Origin of the sequence: Aurantimonas sp. 22II-16-19i, from assembly GCF_002088275.1 — a bacterium.
Classification (GTDB): Bacteria; Pseudomonadota; Alphaproteobacteria; order Rhizobiales; family Rhizobiaceae; genus Jiella.
Genome location: NZ_AQQS01000001.1, coordinates 54,236 through 73,018 on the forward strand (window position 1 = coordinate 54,236; position 18,783 = coordinate 73,018).

Annotated in this window: 17 protein-coding genes; 8 read left to right on the forward strand and 9 right to left on the reverse strand. The window is 69.2% G+C overall.

What is annotated here, in order from left to right; all coding sequences use genetic code 11:
* Window positions 1-13 precede the first annotated feature (13 nt).
* Together ATO4_RS00295 and ATO4_RS00300 are read right to left on the reverse strand one after the other, a co-directional pair.
* Window positions 14-1,996 (reverse strand): adenylate/guanylate cyclase domain-containing protein, encoded by a 1,983-nt coding sequence (locus tag ATO4_RS00295; RefSeq protein WP_083589407.1) that lies wholly within the window; start codon window positions 1,994-1,996, stop codon window positions 14-16.
* A complete protein-coding gene (locus tag ATO4_RS00300; RefSeq protein ID WP_083589408.1) occupies window positions 1,996-5,598 on the reverse strand; it encodes a tetratricopeptide repeat protein in 3,603 nt (1,200 codons plus the stop codon). The genes ATO4_RS00295 and ATO4_RS00300 overlap by 1 nt, the downstream gene beginning before the upstream one ends.
* Window positions 5,599-5,798: 200 nt before the next feature.
* On the opposite strand from ATO4_RS00300, the gene ATO4_RS00305 reads away from it, so the two are divergent.
* Window positions 5,799-6,281 carry a Pycsar system effector family protein gene (locus ATO4_RS00305; RefSeq protein ID WP_083589409.1) on the forward strand — a complete coding sequence of 161 codons (483 nt, stop codon included), beginning with the start codon at window positions 5,799-5,801 and terminating at the stop codon, window positions 6,279-6,281.
* Window positions 6,282-6,388: 107 nt separating this feature from the next.
* On the opposite strand, the gene ATO4_RS00310 is transcribed toward ATO4_RS00305, so the two are convergent.
* A complete protein-coding gene (locus ATO4_RS00310) occupies window positions 6,389-7,288 on the reverse strand; it encodes an EamA family transporter (protein WP_083589410.1) in 900 nt (299 codons plus the stop codon).
* Between the two features lie 94 nt (window positions 7,289-7,382).
* On the opposite strand from ATO4_RS00310, the gene ATO4_RS00315 reads away from it, so the two are divergent.
* Window positions 7,383-8,096, forward strand: a complete 714-nt coding sequence (locus ATO4_RS00315) for a pyrimidine 5'-nucleotidase (protein WP_083589411.1) — start codon at window positions 7,383-7,385, stop codon at window positions 8,094-8,096.
* A 113-nt stretch (window positions 8,097-8,209) separates the two neighbouring features.
* On the opposite strand, the gene ATO4_RS00320 is transcribed toward ATO4_RS00315, so the two are convergent.
* Entirely contained in the window at window positions 8,210-8,506 is a 297-nt protein-coding gene (locus tag ATO4_RS00320; RefSeq protein WP_083589412.1) for a hypothetical protein, read from the reverse strand.
* Between the two features lie 126 nt (window positions 8,507-8,632).
* Between ATO4_RS00320 and ATO4_RS27565 the strand changes: the two genes are divergently transcribed.
* Window positions 8,633-8,800 carry a hypothetical protein gene (locus ATO4_RS27565; protein ID WP_176222811.1) on the forward strand — a complete coding sequence of 56 codons (168 nt, stop codon included), beginning with the start codon at window positions 8,633-8,635 and terminating at the stop codon, window positions 8,798-8,800.
* A gap of 178 nt (window positions 8,801-8,978) precedes the next feature.
* Window positions 8,979-9,602, forward strand: a complete 624-nt coding sequence (locus tag ATO4_RS00325; protein ID WP_083589413.1) for a tyrosine-protein phosphatase — start codon at window positions 8,979-8,981, stop codon at window positions 9,600-9,602.
* A 283-nt stretch (window positions 9,603-9,885) separates the two neighbouring features.
* On the opposite strand, the gene ATO4_RS00330 is transcribed toward ATO4_RS00325, so the two are convergent.
* Window positions 9,886-11,466, reverse strand: coding sequence for a serine protease (locus tag ATO4_RS00330; RefSeq protein WP_245308490.1), 1,581 nt, complete (start codon window positions 11,464-11,466; stop codon window positions 9,886-9,888).
* A 180-nt stretch (window positions 11,467-11,646) separates the two neighbouring features.
* Window positions 11,647-12,816 carry a DNA recombination protein RmuC gene (rmuC, locus tag ATO4_RS00335; protein WP_083589414.1) on the reverse strand — a complete coding sequence of 390 codons (1,170 nt, stop codon included), beginning with the start codon at window positions 12,814-12,816 and terminating at the stop codon, window positions 11,647-11,649.
* Between the two features lie 133 nt (window positions 12,817-12,949).
* Here rmuC and def point away from each other — a divergent pair, with 133 nt between their 5' ends.
* From def to truA, 3 genes are all read left to right on the forward strand, one after another.
* Window positions 12,950-13,465: a peptide deformylase gene (gene def / locus ATO4_RS00340; RefSeq protein WP_083589415.1), complete on the forward strand. Its 516-nt coding sequence runs from the start codon at window positions 12,950-12,952 to the stop codon at window positions 13,463-13,465.
* Between the two features lie 4 nt (window positions 13,466-13,469).
* A complete protein-coding gene (gene fmt / locus ATO4_RS00345; protein WP_083589416.1) occupies window positions 13,470-14,429 on the forward strand; it encodes a methionyl-tRNA formyltransferase in 960 nt (319 codons plus the stop codon).
* A gap of 62 nt (window positions 14,430-14,491) precedes the next feature.
* Entirely contained in the window at window positions 14,492-15,271 is a 780-nt protein-coding gene (gene truA, locus ATO4_RS00350; protein WP_083589417.1) for a tRNA pseudouridine(38-40) synthase TruA, read from the forward strand.
* A 31-nt stretch (window positions 15,272-15,302) separates the two neighbouring features.
* Here truA and ATO4_RS26790 read toward each other — a convergent pair whose 3' ends face one another.
* From ATO4_RS26790 to dapE, 3 genes are read right to left on the reverse strand one after another with little or no spacing between them, the layout of a single operon-like run.
* A complete protein-coding gene (locus tag ATO4_RS26790; protein ID WP_139802173.1) occupies window positions 15,303-15,665 on the reverse strand; it encodes a hypothetical protein in 363 nt (120 codons plus the stop codon).
* Window positions 15,662-16,297 (reverse strand): hypothetical protein, encoded by a 636-nt coding sequence (locus ATO4_RS00355; protein WP_083589418.1) that lies wholly within the window; start codon window positions 16,295-16,297, stop codon window positions 15,662-15,664. Before ATO4_RS00355 ends, ATO4_RS26790 begins: the two co-directional genes overlap by 4 nt.
* Window positions 16,257-17,525, reverse strand: a complete 1,269-nt coding sequence (gene dapE, locus ATO4_RS00360) for a succinyl-diaminopimelate desuccinylase (protein WP_083589419.1) — start codon at window positions 17,523-17,525, stop codon at window positions 16,257-16,259. Before dapE ends, ATO4_RS00355 begins: the two co-directional genes overlap by 41 nt.
* A 166-nt stretch (window positions 17,526-17,691) precedes the next feature.
* Between dapE and ATO4_RS00365 the strand changes: the two genes are divergently transcribed.
* On the forward strand, window positions 17,692-18,765 hold the full coding sequence (locus tag ATO4_RS00365; protein WP_083589420.1) for a lytic transglycosylase domain-containing protein: 1,074 nt from the start codon (window positions 17,692-17,694) through the stop codon (window positions 18,763-18,765).
* Window positions 18,766-18,783: the final 18 nt, after the last annotated feature.

Sequence of the window (18,783 nt, forward strand, 5' to 3'; positions counted from 1 at the left end):
GCGCGCGCCGGCCTCAGGACGCCTCTTTCATGAGAGCTCCCGTCGCCTCGCCCCCCATGGCCCTCAGTTTTGCCGCCTCCCGCGCGACGATCGTCGCATGGAGGAAGCCGAGGGCCGGGTGGGCGTCGAACGAGGCTCCGTGCGGGTTTCCACCGGCGATCACCGCATCGACCGCGGCGTCGAAGCGGGCGCGAAGATCCCGTGCCACCGGTTCGCCCGGCAGCACGGTATAGACCGGCGAGATACCGCTGCGGCCCTTGACCGCGATCCGGGCGACGAGAAGCGGCGCCAGCCTCTCCCGCACCCGTTCGGCTGTCGCGGCGCCGATGAGCAGCGGAACCCGGCACTCCTTCGACGCGCCTTCCAGCCTGGAGGCGTAGTTCACCGCGTCGCCCAGCACCGAATAGTCGAACCGCGTCGCCGAGCCCATGTTGCCGACGACGCAGGCGCCGGTGTTGATGCCGACCCCGACGGCGAGCTTCGGGGCGGCCTCGCCCAGATCGGCGCGCAGCTCGACATTGAGACGATCGACCGCCGCCAGCATCGCCAGCCCCGCCTCGACCGCATGGAGGGCATGGTCCGGATCGTCCAGCGGGGCGTTCCAGAAGGCCATGATGCAGTCGCCGATGAACTTGTCGATGGTCCCGCCCCGCTCCAGCACGGCATCCGACAGGGGCGTCAAGAGCCGGTTGACCAGCTGCGTCAGCCGCTCCGGCTCGTCCTTCATCGATTCGGCGAGCGTGGTGAAGTTGCGGATGTCGCTGAACAGGATGGTCAGTTCGCGCTTCTCGCCGCCGAGCTTCAACGCGTTCGGATCGCGTGCCAGCCGCTCGACCATGGCGGGCGCCAGATAGTGGCCGAAGGCGCGCGTGACGCCCCGGCGCAGCGCCCGCTCCTCGGTGATGTCGCGGGCGGCGAGCGGCGCCAGCACCACGGCGACGGCCAGCGACGGGGCGAGCGGCGGCAGGAACAGGCCGGCGAGGAAGAACGCGGCGAGGCTCGCCGTGAACACCGCCGCGACGAGCCCGAGGCCGAGCGCCAGCGTCGAGAGGCCGGCTGGACGCCAGGCCGCGAGGGCGGCGAGGACCACCGCCAGGCCGACGGCGAGGCCGACGAGCGGCAGGCCGGCCGGGCGGATGCTGAGACCGTGGCGCAGGTTGTCGGCGATGGTGGCCTGGATCTCGACGCCCGGCACGAGCATGCCGGTCGCCGAGGTGAAGGCGGTGGCGAAGCTGTCGGCGCCGCCGGTCTCGGCGGGAATCGCCATCTGCAGGCTGCGGCCGACGACGACCAGCTTGTTCTCGAAGGTGTCTGGCGGCAGGAAGTTCGCCGGATCGAGCGCCTGGTAGTACGAGACCGTCGGATAGCTGCGCGCGGGGCCCATCGGGCGGATCAGCCGGCCGGGCGCAGCGTCCGCTCCTGTGCCGGCGGCACGCAGCAACTCGGCCGCAAAGCCGTCCGGTGCTGCCGGCATCCGCCGCAGGACGCCGTCGGGATCGAGCGAGACCGAGGCAAGCCCGACCCGCGCGCCGCCGGCCACGAGGTCCGGAAACGGGTCGGTGCGGATCAACTGGCTCATGTGCGGCGTCTCGATCACGCTCTCGTCGGCCGCGAGCACGACGTCGGGACCGAGTGTCTCGGCAAGGATTCGATCCGCTTCCTCCGACGACGGTTCGGCAAAGACGAGGTCGAGGCCGATCGCCTTCGCCCCGGCCTGCCGCAGGGCGGTGACCAGCCGGGCGTGGAGATCGCGCGGCCAGGGCCATTGCAGCCCGATCTCGGCGAAGGACGGCTCGTCGATGGCGACCACCACGATGCCGCCATCGGCCTCGGCCAGCGGCTGCATCGGCGGCGGCGCCAGGGTCGCGAAGGCGTCGAAGACCCGCGCCTCCGCCATGCGGAAGGGCTGCCAGGTCGCCAGGCCAAGACAGAGAGCGATCGCCGCGAGGGCGCAAAGAACCGTTTCGGCAAGCCGCCGACGCGGTCGCGCCGCCATCAGAACCGCGCCTGCAGCGAGGCGCGGATGGTGCGCCCGGCGGTCGGAACATAGGGCGCCACTTCCACCGCCTCGTCGAAGACGTTGTAGATCCCGGCGTCGAGCGAGAGGTGACGGTCGGCGCTTTCCCAGCTGCCGAAGACGTCGGTGACGAAGGCATCGTCCAGCCGGTAACCGTCCAGCTGGGAGTCGCGGCTGCCGAGCCAGGTCTCACGCGCGGTGACCTTGACCCGGCTCGGATGGACATAGGTGAGTTCGAACTGGCCGGTCCAGTCCGGCACGAAGGGGATGTCGCCTGTCTCGCGGCCGACGGTTCCCTCGGACCAGCTGCGCGCCAGCGTTCCGGACGCTCCGAGGCCGCCGCCGAGCCAGGCGTTGACGGTGACGGCGAGGCGGTCGAGGCGGGCATCCTCGACCGACACGGCGTCGAGATAGCGCGGCACCGAGAAGCTCAGCCCGGCAAAATCCTGATGCTGGTACTCGACCGAGGTGAACAGCCGCCGCGTCCACTCGCTGTCGAGCCTGACGATGGTGGTGTCCACGTGATCGACGTCGCCGACGGTGCTGGAGCGAAGGCCGAGGACGCCGATCGGCGCCAGCGTGTAGGCGTCCTCCTCGGGCCGCTCGCGCAGGAACGCCGCCCGCAGCCACTGGCCCTCGACCGGCATGTAGGCGGCGCCGACCCGCGGCTGCAGGAGATCGTCGCTCACGCCGTCGGTCTCGCTCGTCGAGGCGAAGAGCCCCGCCTCGAATCGGAGATCCTGCGTCGCCTCGAAGGTGGCGTCGATCCAAGCCCGGCCGAACCGGCTGCGGCTTTCCGACGATGCCTCGGCGATCAGCACCGGCACCGGAACCGGTCCGCGGAGATCGAAGGCGTAGAGGGCGCTGTCGGTCTCGGAGCGCAACCCGCCATATTCGCCGCCATATTCGAGCGTGACGGAGTCGAGGCCGATCCGATGGCTGGCGCTCGCCTTGAGAAGATCCTGCCGCGCATCGCCGGTGTAGCTGCCGAGGACGTCCTGGATCAAGAGCTCCAGCGGCGTCGACGTCTCTGTGCCGTCGTTCCGGGCGCCGAACACCGCCACGTCGAGGACGTTGCGATAGCCGAAACTGTGGCTGAGTCCGATCGTCCCGAGGAAGGTGTCGTGGCTGGCCGAATCGCGGGCGGTCAGCGGCACCGCTTCGAGTGCGACGTCGCCGGTGGTCCGTCCGGCCGAGAAGAACCCCGCCATCCGGTCGTTCGGCGTCAGCTGCAGGCCGAACCCGCCGACGACCTGATAGGCGTTGTCCTCCTGCGAAGCATAGTCCGGCGAGATGGTCTCGGCGCTCGCCTGCAGGAACATCGAATAGGGCAGCGGGCCGTAGCCGAGCGACTGGACGCTGGCGCCATAGAGCCCGCCCCACTGGTCGTCCGCATTGACGACGCCGCCGGAGAACGAGAACTCGGTGAAGGGCGAGGTCACGAAGGATGGCCGCAGGCGAGCGCCCGCAAGGCTGAGCGGATCGCCGAGGATGCCCTTGGTCAGGAGCGAGAAGCCCCGCCCGTCCACCGCGGGATCCGGCCCCTTGATCTCCTGGCCGCGGGCGAGCGCGATGGGCGACGGGCTGCCGTAGAGGGCGCGGTCGAAGTAGCCGGCCGCCTCGAACGGGTCGAAGATCAGTTCGCTCCAGTAGGATCCCCACGCGTCGAGCGACAGGACGCCGTAGGCGGCGGAGAGCACCGAGCCGGAATCGCGGGTCGCGCGGATCGACTGGTAGTCGCCGCCCCTGGCGCGGATGCGCCTGACCGATTCCTCGGCATATTCGATTGCGGCATCGGCCTGATACTGGTCGATCGCCAGGGCCGCCAGATATTGCGACGTGGTCGGGCTGTTCGGGTCGAGGCGGTCGGCGTCCTCGAAGGCCTGCCGAGCATGCTCGATGTCGCCGGCGGCCGCATAGGCCTCGCCGAGGGCGAGCAGGCCGTCGGCATAGGCCGGATTGACCGTCGAGGCCTTCAAGAGATTGTCGAGCGCCGCCGTCTCGTCGCCCTCCATCAGCTTCTGCTTGCCGCGCGCGAGGTAGCCGACGGCAAAGGAGGGATCCCTCTCGACGATCGCATCGATCATCGCCCCCGCCTCCTGCAGCCGGTTCTGGGCAAGATAGACGATCGCGAGGTTGGTCCGGGTGACGAGGTCCTCCGGATCGATGGCGATGGCCCGTTCGAGCGCCGCCTCGGCTTCGGCGTGGGCGCCCTTATCGCCGAGCGCCAGGGCGTAGTCGTTGAGGAGAGCGGTTTTGCCGGGAGCGAGCGCCAGACCTTTTTCGAGATCGGCGATGGCCCCGGTGAGATCGGCCTTGGCATTGGCGCGGTAATAGGCCCGCGCCGAGAGCACCTCGGGATCCTCCGGGGCGAGCGCATAGGCCGCCTCGACCGCCCGGCCAGCCGTCTCGTTGTCGCCGGCCAGCATCGCGATCTTGGCAAGGGCGGCCATGTATTGCGGGTCACGGCTGAACCGCGGCTCGCCCTCCTGCATGATCGCAAGGGCATCGCGGGGCGAGCCGAGCATGGCGGCCACGATGGTTTCCCCGACGACGGAGACCCGGTCTCCGCGATCGGCACGCGGCCGCTCCGGCGCCGTCGTCGGATCGGCCAGCGAGCGGGCGAAATAGAGGAGATAACGCGCCGTCGTACGCTTCTCGCCCGCCAGATGCGGGATCGCCCGCTCGTAGAGGGCGGCGGCACGGGCATAGTCCTGGCGCGCCCCCAGGATGTTGGCCTCGAGCAGCATCAGGCGCGCCGCCTGCGCTGCCGTCAACGATCCCGCACGGGCGTCCGCGATGGCCCGCTCCACCGCCTGCCTGCCGTCGCGGTCGGCGGCGATCTCCGCGGCGAGCACGCGGTCTTCGGCGGTCAGCGCGGCGGCCGGGGTTCCGGCGAGCCGGGCGCGCTCGGCAACGATCGCCCGGCTCGGCAGCGTGGTGGCGGGAAACGATTCGAAGGCCGCCCGGAGCGAGAGGTTGACCAGCATCTGCTCGCGCTGGTCACCGGCGACGACGACGAGCTTGGTCGGCGCCTGTCCGAGCGTGGCCGCCGCCGCCTCGCCCCGGCGCACGGTGACCGAGCCCTGTGGGTTGGAGAACTCGACCTCGCCGTCGAGGACGGTGAGCCTGGAGTTGTCGCCGTTCACCGAGAGGGTCCAGTCGGTGCCGCGGATCGCCGCCGTCGCCGCGGCGGTCTCGACGAAGACCCCGGAGCCGCCCCGCGCCGCGCGGCCGAAGATCTGGCCGCTCTCAAGGGCGAGCCGCGTGTCGCCGCCGGGAATCCGCTCCTTGACGACGAGCACGGAATTGCGGCCGACGCGGATCTGGGTCTGGTCGGAAAAGAGAATCGCCAACTGCCCGGTGGCGTTGGTGCGCAGGACGTCGCCGGTCTTCACTTCCTGGAGGACTTCGACGCCGCGCCAGGAGGGCGCCTCGACGAGTTCGATCTCCTCGCCGAGCTTCGTCGCGATGACCGCACCGGCAGCCGGGGCAGATCGCGGGACGGGTGCGGCAAAAGCTTGGGAAGACACGGCAAGAGAGGCGAGGATGGCAGTGAGCCGGCTACGCTTCGGACCCATCGGTGATGAACTCGGACATGACGATACGGCATGAATCGAGGCATGGGATGGCGCTGTCAATCAGGGCACTTGCAGTTGCGACCGAGGACCCGGACAAATGGCCTCGGGCGTGTCGTTGCGGCCACAGACGCGGCGCCGAAGATCCGCCACAGATCTGCAGCCGAACGACTTGTTCAGAATCGCATCTTCCGGAGCGTCCGATGTCCGAGAGGCATCTTGCCCACCTCGTCGAAGCCAACCGCATGTTTGCCGATCAGATTCGGACCGCGGACCAGAAGGCAGCCTATATCTTCACCTTCATCCTGGCCCTGGTCGTCTGGTCGGCGGAAACGCGCCGGTCCTTCTCCTTGGAGCACATCGCCACGACGGGGATCCTCAACGCCGCGGCCGGTCTCGTGCTGATGGGCGCCGTCGGCGTGTCCCTGGTCTCGGCGCTCTGCGTCGTGCTGCCCCGCTCGCGGCCGGGAACCAGCATCCTCTTCTGGGGCGCCTGGCCGGGCGCCGCCACCGCCCTCGACGAAGCCCGCCGGCAGGGCGACACCGAGTTCCTCTACGAGGACTACATGCAGAATACCAAGACCCTCGCGGCCATCTGCCAGGCGAAGTACCGGATGGTGGCGATCGCCTTCCGGGCGATGTTCGTCGTCTTCGCCAGCTACATCGCGCTGCTGATGACCGGCTGACCCGTCAGGACCCAATCCGGCAGGCTGCGAACGAACGCTCGAGGCGGCACATGCGGAGGACGGCGATGAGGCATGATCGGCTCCGCCCTTCCCCGGTCGTCCGGCTCTCACGCGCCGGCGACGAGGGCGAGGATCGCCAGCACGATCACCAGGGCGCCGGCGAGTTCGAGGCGGGTGACGGTCTCGCGGAACCAGAAGATCGACGTCGCAATCGTGAAGACGAGTTCGATCTGGCCGAGCGAGCGGACATAGGCGACCTTCTGCAGCGTCATCGCCGTGAACCAGCCGGCCGAGGCGCTGGCGCCGGCAAGGCCGACGATGAGGCCGGGCCCCCAGGCGGCGGCGACGCGGCGGAGCTCGTCGCGATCGCGGAACGCCATCCAGACCAGCATGATCACCGTCTGGATCGCCAGCGTGACGGCGAGGGTGAGCGCCGCCCGCAGCGCCGCCGAACCGTCGGGCAGCGCCAGGGCGGCTCCCCGGAAGAACACCGCCGACACCCCGAACAGCGCGCCCGAGGCGACGCCGACCACGGCTTCGCGGGAGGCCAGGCCCTTGAGGACGTTGCCGGAGCGGGCGTTGCCGACCGAGATCAGCACGACGCCGACGACCCCGGCCATGACGGCGAGAAGCGCCAGCGACGACACGGTCTCGCCGAGGATGAGGAAACCGAACAGCGCCGCCTGCACCGGCTCGGTCTTCGAATAAGCCGTGCCGACGACGAAGTTGCGAAAGCCGAACAGGTAGACCAGCAGGAAGGTGCCGCCGATCTGGGCGAGGCCCCCGGCAAGGGCGGCGAGGAGAAAGGTCGGCGTCGGTGCCGGCACCGTCTCGCCGGCAAGCGCCGTGACCAAAGCCAGATAGAGCAGCGCGAAGGGCAGGCCGAAGCCGAAGCGCACGAAGGTCGCGCCGGTCGTGCCCATCCGGCCCTTGAGCCGCTTCTGCAGCCCCGATCGCAGGTTCTGGGCGAAGGCAGCGGCGATCGTGATCGGGATCCAGAGGGGCATGACGCGAATCGTCCTGTCTTTGGCAAGCTCCGCCGTCTATCATCGGCGGATGCTTCCAAGACCAACGAATCCGACCAACCGGCCGAAATCATCGATGTCATCCAGCATTCGCAAGACCGAAGAGGTGAAGCCCGACGATTTCGCCGGCATCCGCGACTGGGTGTTCGATCTCGACAACACGCTCTATCCGCGGCACACGAACCTGTTCTCCCAGATCGACCAGCGGATGACCTCCTTCGTGGCGAAGCTCCTGCAGCTGCCGAGCGACGAGGCGCGTGTCGTCCAGAAGGATTTCTATCGCCGCCACGGCACCACGCTGCGTGGCCTGATGCTCGAGCACTCCGTCGATCCCGACGCCTTCCTCGAATATGTCCACGACATCGATTATTCCTGGATCGATCCGGACCCGGCCCTCGGCGATGTCATCGCCGCCCTGCCCGGCCGCAAGTTCATCTTCACCAATGGCGATCGCAAACATGCCGAGCGCGCGGCCCGGCAGCTGGGGATTCTCGACCATTTCGAGGACATCTTCGATCTCGTCGCCGCCGATCTCGTGCCGAAGCCGGCAGCCGAGACCTATGACAAGTTCGTCGGTCTGCACCGCGTCGACACCGCCAACGCGGCGATGTTCGAGGACCTGGCGCGCAATCTCGAAGTGCCGAAGCGGCTGGGCATGCGCACCGTCCTGATCGTGCCCGCCAATTTCGAGGATACCTTCGGCGACGTCTGGGAGCACGAGGGCCACGACGGCGGCCACATCGACTATGTGACGGACGATCTGGGGACGTTCCTGAAGAGCATCTCTTAGGCTGCCGGCGGCCTGCGGATCGCGGAGCCAGCGCAATCGCCATCGTCGGTCAGGCGGAGGCTTGGCCCGTCCAACGGCTTCCCACCGCCACCCTCATGATGCGGCTCCGCGCCTCAGCCGCCGAGGAGCGAGCGGCCGTGCCTGACGAGGCTCTTGCGGGACCCGCCGGCAGTGCCGGTCCCGGCATCCACTGCTGACGGGCGCGCCTGCCGGTTCTGCCGCAGGATCGCCTCCATCTGCTCTTCGTCAGCCGCCTGGCCGGCGATCGCCGCCCGGCGCTCCCGGCCGCTCGCGACGTCGCTGTCCGACGCCTCGTCCTCGCGGCGCCCCTCCTCGACGGGGACCGTCTCGGGCGTGTCGGCGTCCTGCTGCGCACGCATCATGCGCGGGTCGGTGTCTGAGTCTGGCATGGTCAAAGTCCTTGCATTCGCGTTCTGATCAGGGCCCGCCCTCTCGCCTGGTTCGGGGCCACCCGGCCGCCCGCCCGGCTGCCGGGAGTGCTGCCCGCACGTTCGGGTGACGGGCCGGCCCCGGAGATGAAGGGCATCGATCGCTTCTGGAATTCGAACGACACGCGACCTCCTCGGTTCCGAATCGAACGCCGGGGCGGCGATCCACGCGAGATCGCCGGCGACGAAGGCCGGCGCCACGACGATCGCCGTCATCTGGCCATCGGCGCCGGCCGAGCCGTGCCCGCGGCCTGAACGGCGCATCCGCGCAGCCCGCGAAACGCGCGCAAGATCATTGCCTTGCCGCGTCATGTTCGTGTCGCTCAAGAGCGATCGTCCCGACATCGGAGTTTCAATGGCGCGTCATCGAACCGTCGGTGCCCTGAGACACGCCGTCGCTATTGCTGCTTCACGGATTTGATCGGGGGATCACGTGAAGTTCCTGCGCCTCGCCACCATCATGATCATCAGCGCCGCCAGCGTTTTCGTCGGCATCCGCGTCGCGAACCTCGCCTATATCCATGCGACGGGAAACATCCACGCCGTCGAGCCCGGCCGGCTCTACCGCTCTGCGACGCTGTCCGCCGGTCGTCTCGACCGGCTGATCGAGGAGACCGGCATCCGGACGATCGTCAATCTGCGCGGCGACGAGGGCCGGCCCTGGTACGAGGCGGAACGCCAGGTCGCCGCCCGCCGGGGCGTCGACTTCATCTCGTTCCACATCTCGGCCAAGCACATTCCCGACCGGGAGACGCTGGAGGAGATCATCTTCGTCCTGCGGAACGCCCCGCAGCCGATCCTCGTCCACTGCAAGTCGGGCTCCGACCGGGCCGGCCTCGTCTCGGCGCTCTACCAGTATGCGCTGGCCGGCCAGAGCGCGGAACAGGCGGATCGGCAGCTGTCCTTCGATTATGGCCACTTCCCCTGGCTCGGCAGCCGGACGGCAGCGATGGGCGACGCGTTCTCGCAATTCGTCGCCCTCTCCCGCGACGACGAACGGCTGCCCGCCGACGCACCGCTGACGGTGGCATCCGACGAAGGTCGCCGCTTGAACTGACGGGACTGCGTATCGAGGGGCGGCATGGGACGCCTCGCGGCCAAGGTCTCGTCACGGTTGACGTTTCGGTACTGCGGCGGTTCGGGGGCGCTGACGCTCGCGCGGGAACAGGATGCAACGGCGGCGCGGCAAGCTCGCGAAGCCGCTCCCGGTTCAAAGCCGGCTGGATTGCCGAGGGACGAGCGGACGGGATGATCCAGGCGCCATTCCGGCAGCAACAGGCGAGCCGTGAGCGACTTCGTGGTCCGAGAGGTGGCGAGTTACAGGCCGGGGAGCGGGCGGATCAGTCGGTGCAGACCACCGGATAGACCGCGTCCTTCACCCTGGCGGTGGCGTCGGGAACGCTTTCCAGCGGCGCCTTCGGATCGGCCGTGCGGAAGGCGATGTCGTTGGCATGCAGGAAGGCGGCGACGGCATCCGGGCGGATGGCGAAGTTGATCGACTGCGGGATGTCGCCCGTGGCGTCAGCGACGGCGACGGCGTCCAGCTTGGCGGTGACCACGCCGACGACACGCCCGGCGAGATCGACCAGCGGCCCGCCGGAATTGCCGGGCTGGACGGGAGCAGAAATCTGAAGGTAGCGCGGATCGTTCATCAGGCCGAGCAGCGAGGAGACGTTGCCGCGGGTGACGTTGAGCGAATCGGCGAGGATCGAACGCAGCGGGAAGCCGAGGGCAAGGATGTCCTCGCCGAGGCGCGGCTTGGCGGCGGAGATCGCCAGCGGCTCGCCGAGGCTCGATTCGACATGGACGAGCGCCAGATCGTTGTCGTCGTCCATGCGGATGTCGGTGGCCGCCATGTCGCTGCCGACCTCGACCGCCTTGCAGCCGCGCACGACATGGGCGTTGGTCAGCAGCCAGCCCTTGGCGACGACGAAACCGGATCCCGCCATGTCGAAGGCCGGGGTGCCCGGCTGCGGGGCGACGCCCTGGGCGGGTTCGAGTGCGGCGCCGCCGTAGCGACGCTCGCGGGGAAGCTCGAAGAGGTTGGCACCGGCCGTCCCGTCTCCCGGCCCGGCCATGGCATAGCGCGCCTCACCCTCGGATGCGGTGCGACGGCGCGCCAGCATCGAGGAGAACGGATTGGGCTTCGCGTCCGCGACGAGAGGCGAACCCGGGTCGCCGGCGAAGGGCTCGAAAAGCTGCGAGGCCACGGCGACGAAAGGCGCAACCTCCGCTTCCCGGGCGGGGGTGTAGGACATCGAGAAGCCGCGAAGGTCCGAGCCCGAGGCTGCGAACCGCATGAAATAGCGGCGGCCCTGCTCGGTGCCGGAGACGGTGAACCAGTCCTCGGCCTTTTCGGCGTCGCGCACGGAGCGCTGGGCGGTCGGCTCGCTGAGGGTGGCATAGAGGCCAGCCAGCGTCTGGCCGGTATCGGCGATCCGGACGGTCTCGAGTTCGACCGACTGGTCGCCCGAGCGCCACAGATGGCCGACCTCGGTGGGGCCGCGATCGCTGACAAGCTTGAGCGGGACAGGCAGGCGCCCGCCGGTCGCCGCATCGTCGACCATCGCGACGCCCAAGTCCCCCTGCGCCTTGTCGGAGAGTTCGACCAGCGTCTGCAGCATCGCTTCGCTGATCACGCCGTCGGCATTCATCCCGAGGCGCGCCTGGAAGTCCCGGATGGCGCGCAGCGTCCGCGCCTCGATCATGCCGGAGAACGGCCCGGCATAGTCGCCGGTCCAGGCAAGCCGGATCTGCAGGCCGCGGCGGAAGGAAAGGTCGGTCTGGGTGTTGTAAGCCAGTGACAGGTCTGCGGCGGAAGCCGTGATACGACTTGTATCGGAAGAGACGTCATGGGCGAGCGCTGCCGGCGATGCCGCCAGCACACATGCCGCCATGAAGACCCCCAAACCGCGTCGCATGACATCCCCCTACGGTGATCGACGTTCCAGCTTACAATGCGGCCAGAACGTTTTCGATCCGTCCAGCGTAATCTTTTTTTAAGGTTCCGCCGTCGACTTACGCTTGACGAAGGGGAAAGTACAGCTATTCACAAACCGTTGATGCGCCGGTGATGCATGCGATGCTGGCGGCAGGCGGGCTCACTCGCCGGCAAGTGCCTCCGGGCGCAGCCGGGGATCCGCATCCTCGCCGATCTCGATGCCGGTGATCCGGCCGCCCCGCCGCTGCAGCTTCTCGCTCGACAGGGCGATCTGGTCGATGTCCCGCGAGGCGTGGGCGAAATGCCCCTTCAGCGCGGCGACCCGCGCATCCAGCCGCTCCAGATCTTCCGCGAACAGCCGCACCTCGGCCTGGATGCGCCCCGCGGACGCGCGCAGGCGCGCATCTTTCAGAACCGCCTGGACCACCTGGATCGACAGGTTGAGGAGCGACGGCGAGACGATGACGACGCCGGCGCGGTAGGCCTTCTGGACGACGTCGTCGAATTCCTCGTGGAGCACCGCGAAGACCGTCTCGGAGGGCACGAACAGGAAGGCCGTGTCCTGGGTCTCGCCGGGAATGAGATACTTCTCCGACACCGCGCGCACATGGACGTCCATGTCCCGGCGCAGGCGCGAGGCGGCGGCCGCCCTCGCCTCGCCGTCCTCCGCAGCTTCCAGCGCGGTGTAGGCTTCCAGCGGAAACTTGGCGTCGACCACCAGCCCGGGCGCGCCGTTCGGCATGCGGATCAGGCAATCCGGCCGGCGCCCGTTGGAGAGCGTCGCCTGGAAAAGATAGACCGAGGCCGGCAGGGCATCGGCGACGATCGCCTGCATCCGCGCCTCGCCGAAGGCGCCGCGGGTCTGCTTGTTGGCGAGGATGTCCTTCAGCTTGACGACCTCGCCGGTCAGGCTGCGGATCTCGCCCTGGGCCCGGTCGATCACCGCCAGCCGCTCGGCGAGCACCGACAGCGAGGCCTTGGTGTCCCTGGTCGTCGCCAGGATCGACTGGCCAACGCGATTCGTCATCCCGTCGAGCCGCTCGGACAGAGCGCGGGTGAGGTCGGCCTGCCGGGAGCCGATGATCTCGGCCATGGTCTGCATGCGGCCGGACATCTCCGCCTGCGCCTTGAGGACGGCATCGAGCCTTGCGGCATCGGCCGCGGCGCGGTCGAGCTCCGCTTCGGCCCGGCGCGCCCGGGCCGCCGCCCGCAGCCAGAGGACCGCGAGGAGCACGAGCAGGCCCGCGAGAAGCAGCGACAGGCCGGTGACCTCGACGCCCGACGGGACGGCGAGCTGGCGGTTCAGGAAGGTTGCGGCATCGCGAATCATGGCGCGAGACTAGCAGGCAATTCTTAACGATGGGACCAAAGCGGGAACAAATTCACGCTCAGGCGCTCATGTGCCGCTTGCACCCGGCTGAACCGGATTGACCGGTTTCGCGCCAGCGATTACCTCACCGCCCATGACGATCAAGCCCCTCATCATTCTTCCCGACCCGCTGTTGCGGGAAGTCTCCCGGCCCATCGAGACGGTGGACGATACCGTGCGGCGCTTCGCCGACGACATGCTGGAGACGATGTACGACGCGCCGGGGATCGGGCTCGCCGCGATCCAGGTCGGCGAGCCGATCCGCATGCTCGTCCTCGACATCTCCAAGGAAGACGAGGAAAAGGCGCCGCGGGTGTTCCTCAACCCGGAAATCGTCGCCAGCGCCGACGAGCGCAGCGTCTACGAGGAAGGCTGCCTGTCGATCCCGGACTATTATGCCGAGGTGGAGCGCCCGGCCGGGGTCACCGTCCGCTATCTCGGCCTCGACGGCAAGATGCACGAGGAAGCGGCCGAGGGCCTCTACGCCACCTGCCTGCAGCACGAGATCGACCACCTCAACGGCGTCCTCTTCATCGACTACATCTCGAAACTGAAGCGCGACATGGTGATCAAGAAGTTCACCAAGCTGGCGCGGATGAAGTCGGCCTGAGCCGGTGGCGCTCACCGTCACCTTCATGGGCACACCGGCCTTCTCGGTGCCGACGCTCGCAGCCATCGTCGCGGCGGGCCACCGCGTGCCGGCGGTCTACACACAGCCACCGCGCAAGGCCGGGCGGCGCGGCCTGCAGCTGACCCCCTCGCCGGTGCAGATCGAGGCCGAGCGGCTGGGGCTTGAGGTCCGCGTCCCGCTGAATTTCCGCGATCCCTCCGTTGTCGAGGCCTTCGCAGCGCTCGAGGCCGACGTCGCCGTGGTGGTCGCCTATGGCCTCCTCCTGCCGCAGGCACTTCTGGAGGCGCCGCGTTCCGGCTGTCTCAACGGTCACGGCTCGCTTCTGCCGCGCTGGCGCGGCGCGGCGCCCATCCAGCGGGCGATCGAGGCCGGCGACCAGACCACCGGCATGATGGTGATGCAGATGGAGGCGGGCCTCGACACCGGCCCCGTCGCGCTCGCCGCCGAGACGGTGATCGGGGCGAGCGAGACCGCCGGCGAATTGCAGGAGCGGCTGTCGCAGCTGTCGGCGACGCTGATGGTGGAGGCGCTGGCAAGGCTCGAGGCGGGCACCCTCGCCTTCGAGGACCAGGCGGCGATCGCCGCCCGGACCGGCCGCGAGCCCCTGTATGCCAAAAAGATCGACAAGGCCGAGACGGCGATCGACTGGACCGGCGACGCTGCCGGCATCGCCCGCCGGATCAACGCCTTCTCGCCGATGCCGGGCGCCTGGACGACGATGCCGTTCGCCGGCAAGGCTGAGCGGGTGAAGCTGCTGCGGGCCGAGGTGGCAGATGGCGCCGGCGTCGCCGGCACCGTGCTTGCCGAGGATCTCACCGTGGCCTGCGGCTCCGGCGCCGTGCGGCTCCTGGAGCTGCAGCGCGCGGGCGGAAAGCGCGTCGCCGCGGCCGACCTTCTGCGCGGCACGCCCGTTGCGGCGGGGACCATGCTGGGCGCAGGGTAGATGGCGCCGCGACCGGAAACCGATGCGACCTGCCGCGCCAATCTCCTCGCGCGCCTCGCCTGATGCCCCGCTACAAGCTCACCATCGAATATGACGGCACGCCCTATCGCGGCTGGCAGCGGCAGAAGAACGGGCTGTCCGTCCAGGAGGTGATCGAGACCGCCATCGAGGGCTTTGCCGGCGAGGCGGCGACGATCTTCGGCGCGGGGCGCACCGACGCCGGCGTGCACGCCACCGGCCAGGTCGCCCATGTCGACCTTGCCCGCGACTGGGAGGCGGACACGGTGCGTGACGCGCTGAACGCCCACATGCGGGACGAACCGGTGTCGATCGTCGCCGCCGAGCGCGTCGGCGACGACTTCGACGCCCGGTTCTCCGCCCGCAAGCGCTGGTATCGCTACCGCATCTTCAGCCGCCGGGCGCCGCCCGCCATCGAGCGCGGCCGGGTCTGGTGGGTGTCGCGGGACCTCGACGTGGCGGCGATGCACGACGCCGCAAAGGCCCTTGTCGGCACCCACGACTTCAACACCTTCCGCTCGTCCCACTGCCAGGCGAAGAACCCGATCCGCACCCTGGAGGAACTCTCGGTCGCGCGGGGGCCCGGCGACGAGATCCACATCACCGCCATGGCCCAGTCTTTCCTCCACAACCAGATCCGGTCCTTCGCCGGGACGCTGAAGCTCGTCGGCGAAGGCCGCTGGACGACGGCGGACGTGGTCGCCGCGCTCGAAAGCCGCGACCGGACCAGGTGCGGCCCGGTGGCGCCGCCGGACGGGCTGTATCTGACGCAGGTGGAGTACGGGAATGCGCCGAAGCGGACGCTGCCGGTGTATTTCCCGTAAGCGTCCCTCGCGCTCCCCGCACAGCTTAAGTTCACTCTGCGCCTTCGATCGCGATGATCGTGCCGGTGTCAAAATCGACGGAGATCACCATCCCCTCTCGATACCGATAGATCCAGAGGCGTTTCGAGCTCATAGTCGAACTCATCGTGACGTCGGGTTTCCCGAGCCGTCTTGTCGCTTCGGCTTCGTCCCAAACGTTACCGACGGCGAAGTTCGAGAGCATCCGCGCATCATCTTGTCGACCAATCACTGCCGGTGCTTCGAGACCGCCGCCAACGTCGCACGGAAGCACAGCCTGGCGAGATGCATCCGCGAATGCGGGTGAGTAAAGCCCAAACCACACGATGAGCGAAGCCAGAAACCTGCCGACTGGCTGAAGCAGGCGTTCACTCACACCAGCTTCACCCCCGTCACGTCCATCACCGCGCCGTAGCTCATCAGCGAGGCGATAATCATCATGACGGTGATGGCGACGGCCGCGGCGAAATCCTTCCCCAAGGCGAAATAGATCAGCCGCATGGCGGCGGTGACGGTGGCAATACGGACGAGGAGACCGATGAAGGCCATCACCTCGCCGGCGCCGAACAGGATGATCAGCAGCCAGTAGGGAACCACCGCCCAGGCTAGCAGCGCGCCGCCCCAGTTGGTGGCGACGACGAGCGGCACGATCTTGCGGGAATAGCCGATGGGCCTCGCCGCCATCATCAGGACCAGCACCGGCAGGAGCCACGAGAGGACGTCGGCGACGGCGTGGGCGCCATAGGTGACGAAGCTGCTGGTCTCTTCCTGCCCGCCATGGCCGGCGACGAGCTCGATGGCGACCCAGGACAGCGCCAGCGGCGGCAGGGCGACGAGAACCGCGGCGAAGGATTGCCAGAAGCCGTCGGCCGACAGGTCGAGGCGCTTCAGCCCCTCGGTCCGCCCCGCCATCAGGAGGAGCGCGCCGGAGAAGAAGCGGACGACTTCGTCGAAGCTCGGAACGAAGTCAGGCGTGGGCGGCGAACCAGCGGGCGATGAAGGCTTCATAGATTTCCGTCAGTCCCTCGAGATCGGACAGTGCGACCCGCTCATTGGACATGTGCATCGTCTTGCCGACAAGCCCGAATTCGATCACCGGGCAATGATCCTTGATGAAGCGGGCGTCGGACGTGCCGCCGGAGGTCGAGAGCTCCGGCCGGCGCCCCGTCATCTGATGAATTGCCGCGGTCAGCGCGCCGGTCAAGGCGCCGCCACCGCCCGCGGCATCGCCGCCGGTGGAAAATGCCGCCGATGGCCGCTCGCGCCACAGGAGTTCGTAGCCGGCGGCCGGACGGCCCGGCCGCAGATGCCCCGCCGCAGCGCCCGCCGCGATGCGGGCGGCAAGCTCGGCCTTGAGGGTGTCGATCGTCCAGCGGTCGTTGAAGCGGACGTTGAAGAAGATCGAGCAGCGGGCGCCGATGACGTTGACCGAGGCGTTGCCGGTCTCGATGGCGGTGATCTCGAGGTTCGACGGCTGGAAGGTTCCGGTGCCCTCGTCGAGCGGCGTCGCCAGCAGCGACTCGGCGATCTGGACCGCGGCGCGGACGGGATTGTCGGCGAGATGGGGATAGGCGACGTGGCCCTGCGTCCCCGCGACCCGCACCTCGCCGGAGAGCGAGCCGCGCCGGCCGATCTTGACCATCTCGCCGAGGACGCTCGGATTGGTCGGCTCGCCGACGAGGCAGCCGTCGAAGCGCTCGCCCCTCGCCTTCGCCCAATCGAGCAGCTTGACCGTGCCGTTGACGGCAGGTCCTTCCTCGTCGCCGGTGACCAGGAAGGAGAGCCGGCCGGGCGGCGGGCCGTTCCTGCGGGCATGCCGGGCATAGGCGGCAAGAAACGCGGCGATGCCGCCCTTCATGTCGACGGCGCCGCGGCCGACCATCTCGCCGGCGACGATCTCCCCGGCGAACGGATCGGAGGTCCAGTCGCCCAGCGTTCCGGGCGGAACGACGTCGGTATGGCCGGCAAAGACCAGATGCGGGCCGGCCTCGCCGATGCTGGCGAAGAGGTTCTCGACCGGTTCCGTCCCCGCCTCCTCAAAGACCGGGCGGGCGACGTCGAAGCCCTGGCGCGCCAGCAGCGCCTCGATCAGCGCCAGCGCCCCGCCCTCGCGGGGCGTGACGGACGGGCAGCGGATGAGGGCGGCGAGAATCGCGGCGGGATCGGCCGGGTCGAGGCCGGCGGCGATTGCGGCGGCGCGGGCTGCAGCTTCTTCGGGTGTCGGAGCTTCGGTCATGGCCAGCGGTGATAGCCGATCTGGTGCCGGCTCGCCACACCTCTGCCACTCGGTGACCTTTTGTTAAGGTTTGTTCGCCGCCGCCATCCGGCCGCCACGATTGCGCCGCGATCGGCCCCGACACCGGTCGCAGGGGAACGAAATTCGCGCGGGGGAACACGTGCTCTTGGAACGGACGGGGATCGATCTGCGCTGGCCGCGGCGCGCGGCGACATCGCTCGCCCTCGCCGGCCTCTTCGCGGTGACGGGCTGCATCGCCGACGGCCCGGGCGGCTCGCCCCTCGGCGTCGCCTTCGCCGGCAAGGAGGACGCCTCCAGCGATCCATCCGACGCCAAGACGGAGGGCGGCGCGGCGAAGGTCGCGGTCGCGACGGCCGGCGTCGCCAAATCCGACCGGGTGATCGCCCGGCGCGAGGCGGCGCAAATGGCCGAGACCGGCACGGTCTCCGGCAGCGCCGCGATCGACCGGATGATCATCAAGCATGCCAAGGAAAACGGCATCCCGCCGGCGCTTGCCTTCGCCGTCGTGCGGGTCGAGAGCCGCTACAATCCGCAGGCCCGCGGCTCGGGCGTCTACGGCCTGTCGCAGATCAAGCCGGCGACGGCCCGCAGCCTCGGCTTTTCCGGCCCGACGAGCGCCCTCTTCGACGCCGACACCAACCTCACCTACGGCATGCGCTACCTGAAGGGCGCCTGGGAAAAGAGCGGCCACGACGTCTGTGGCACGGCGATGAAGTACAAGGGCGGCCATCGTGCCAGCCGCATGACCGCCTCGGCCCGCAGCTACTGCTCGAAGGTCAAGGCGCATATGGCGGAGCTCGACCTCAGCCGCGGCGCCCCGGGCCGCGCCGTGCCGGCGACGATCGAGACGACCCGGGTGGCGACCCGCGAGGATGCGGCCGGCCTCGCCCGGGCAGCGGCCTTCGCGCCGGAGGTGAGAAAGCCTGACGCCGCAGCGACCGTTGCCGAACGCTCCGCCCCGGTCGAGGCGGTGCCCCGGACGATCAAGGTCTCTCCGGGCCATGCTGCCGAAACCGGCGAGGGTCCCGGACGCGGCGGGCGCGTCGCGGTTGCAGCCAAGCCGGTTGCCGCACCCGACGCGCAGTCGGAGGCCGAAAGGCAGCGTGAGGCGAACCTCGCCGCACGCTTCGGCGACGACGACGCGGCGCCGAGCGAGGCGAAAAGCGTCACCGTCGGATCGGTTCCCGTACCGGCGCTGCGGCCCTCCTTCGCCGACTGATCCGGCCGTCACCGGTAT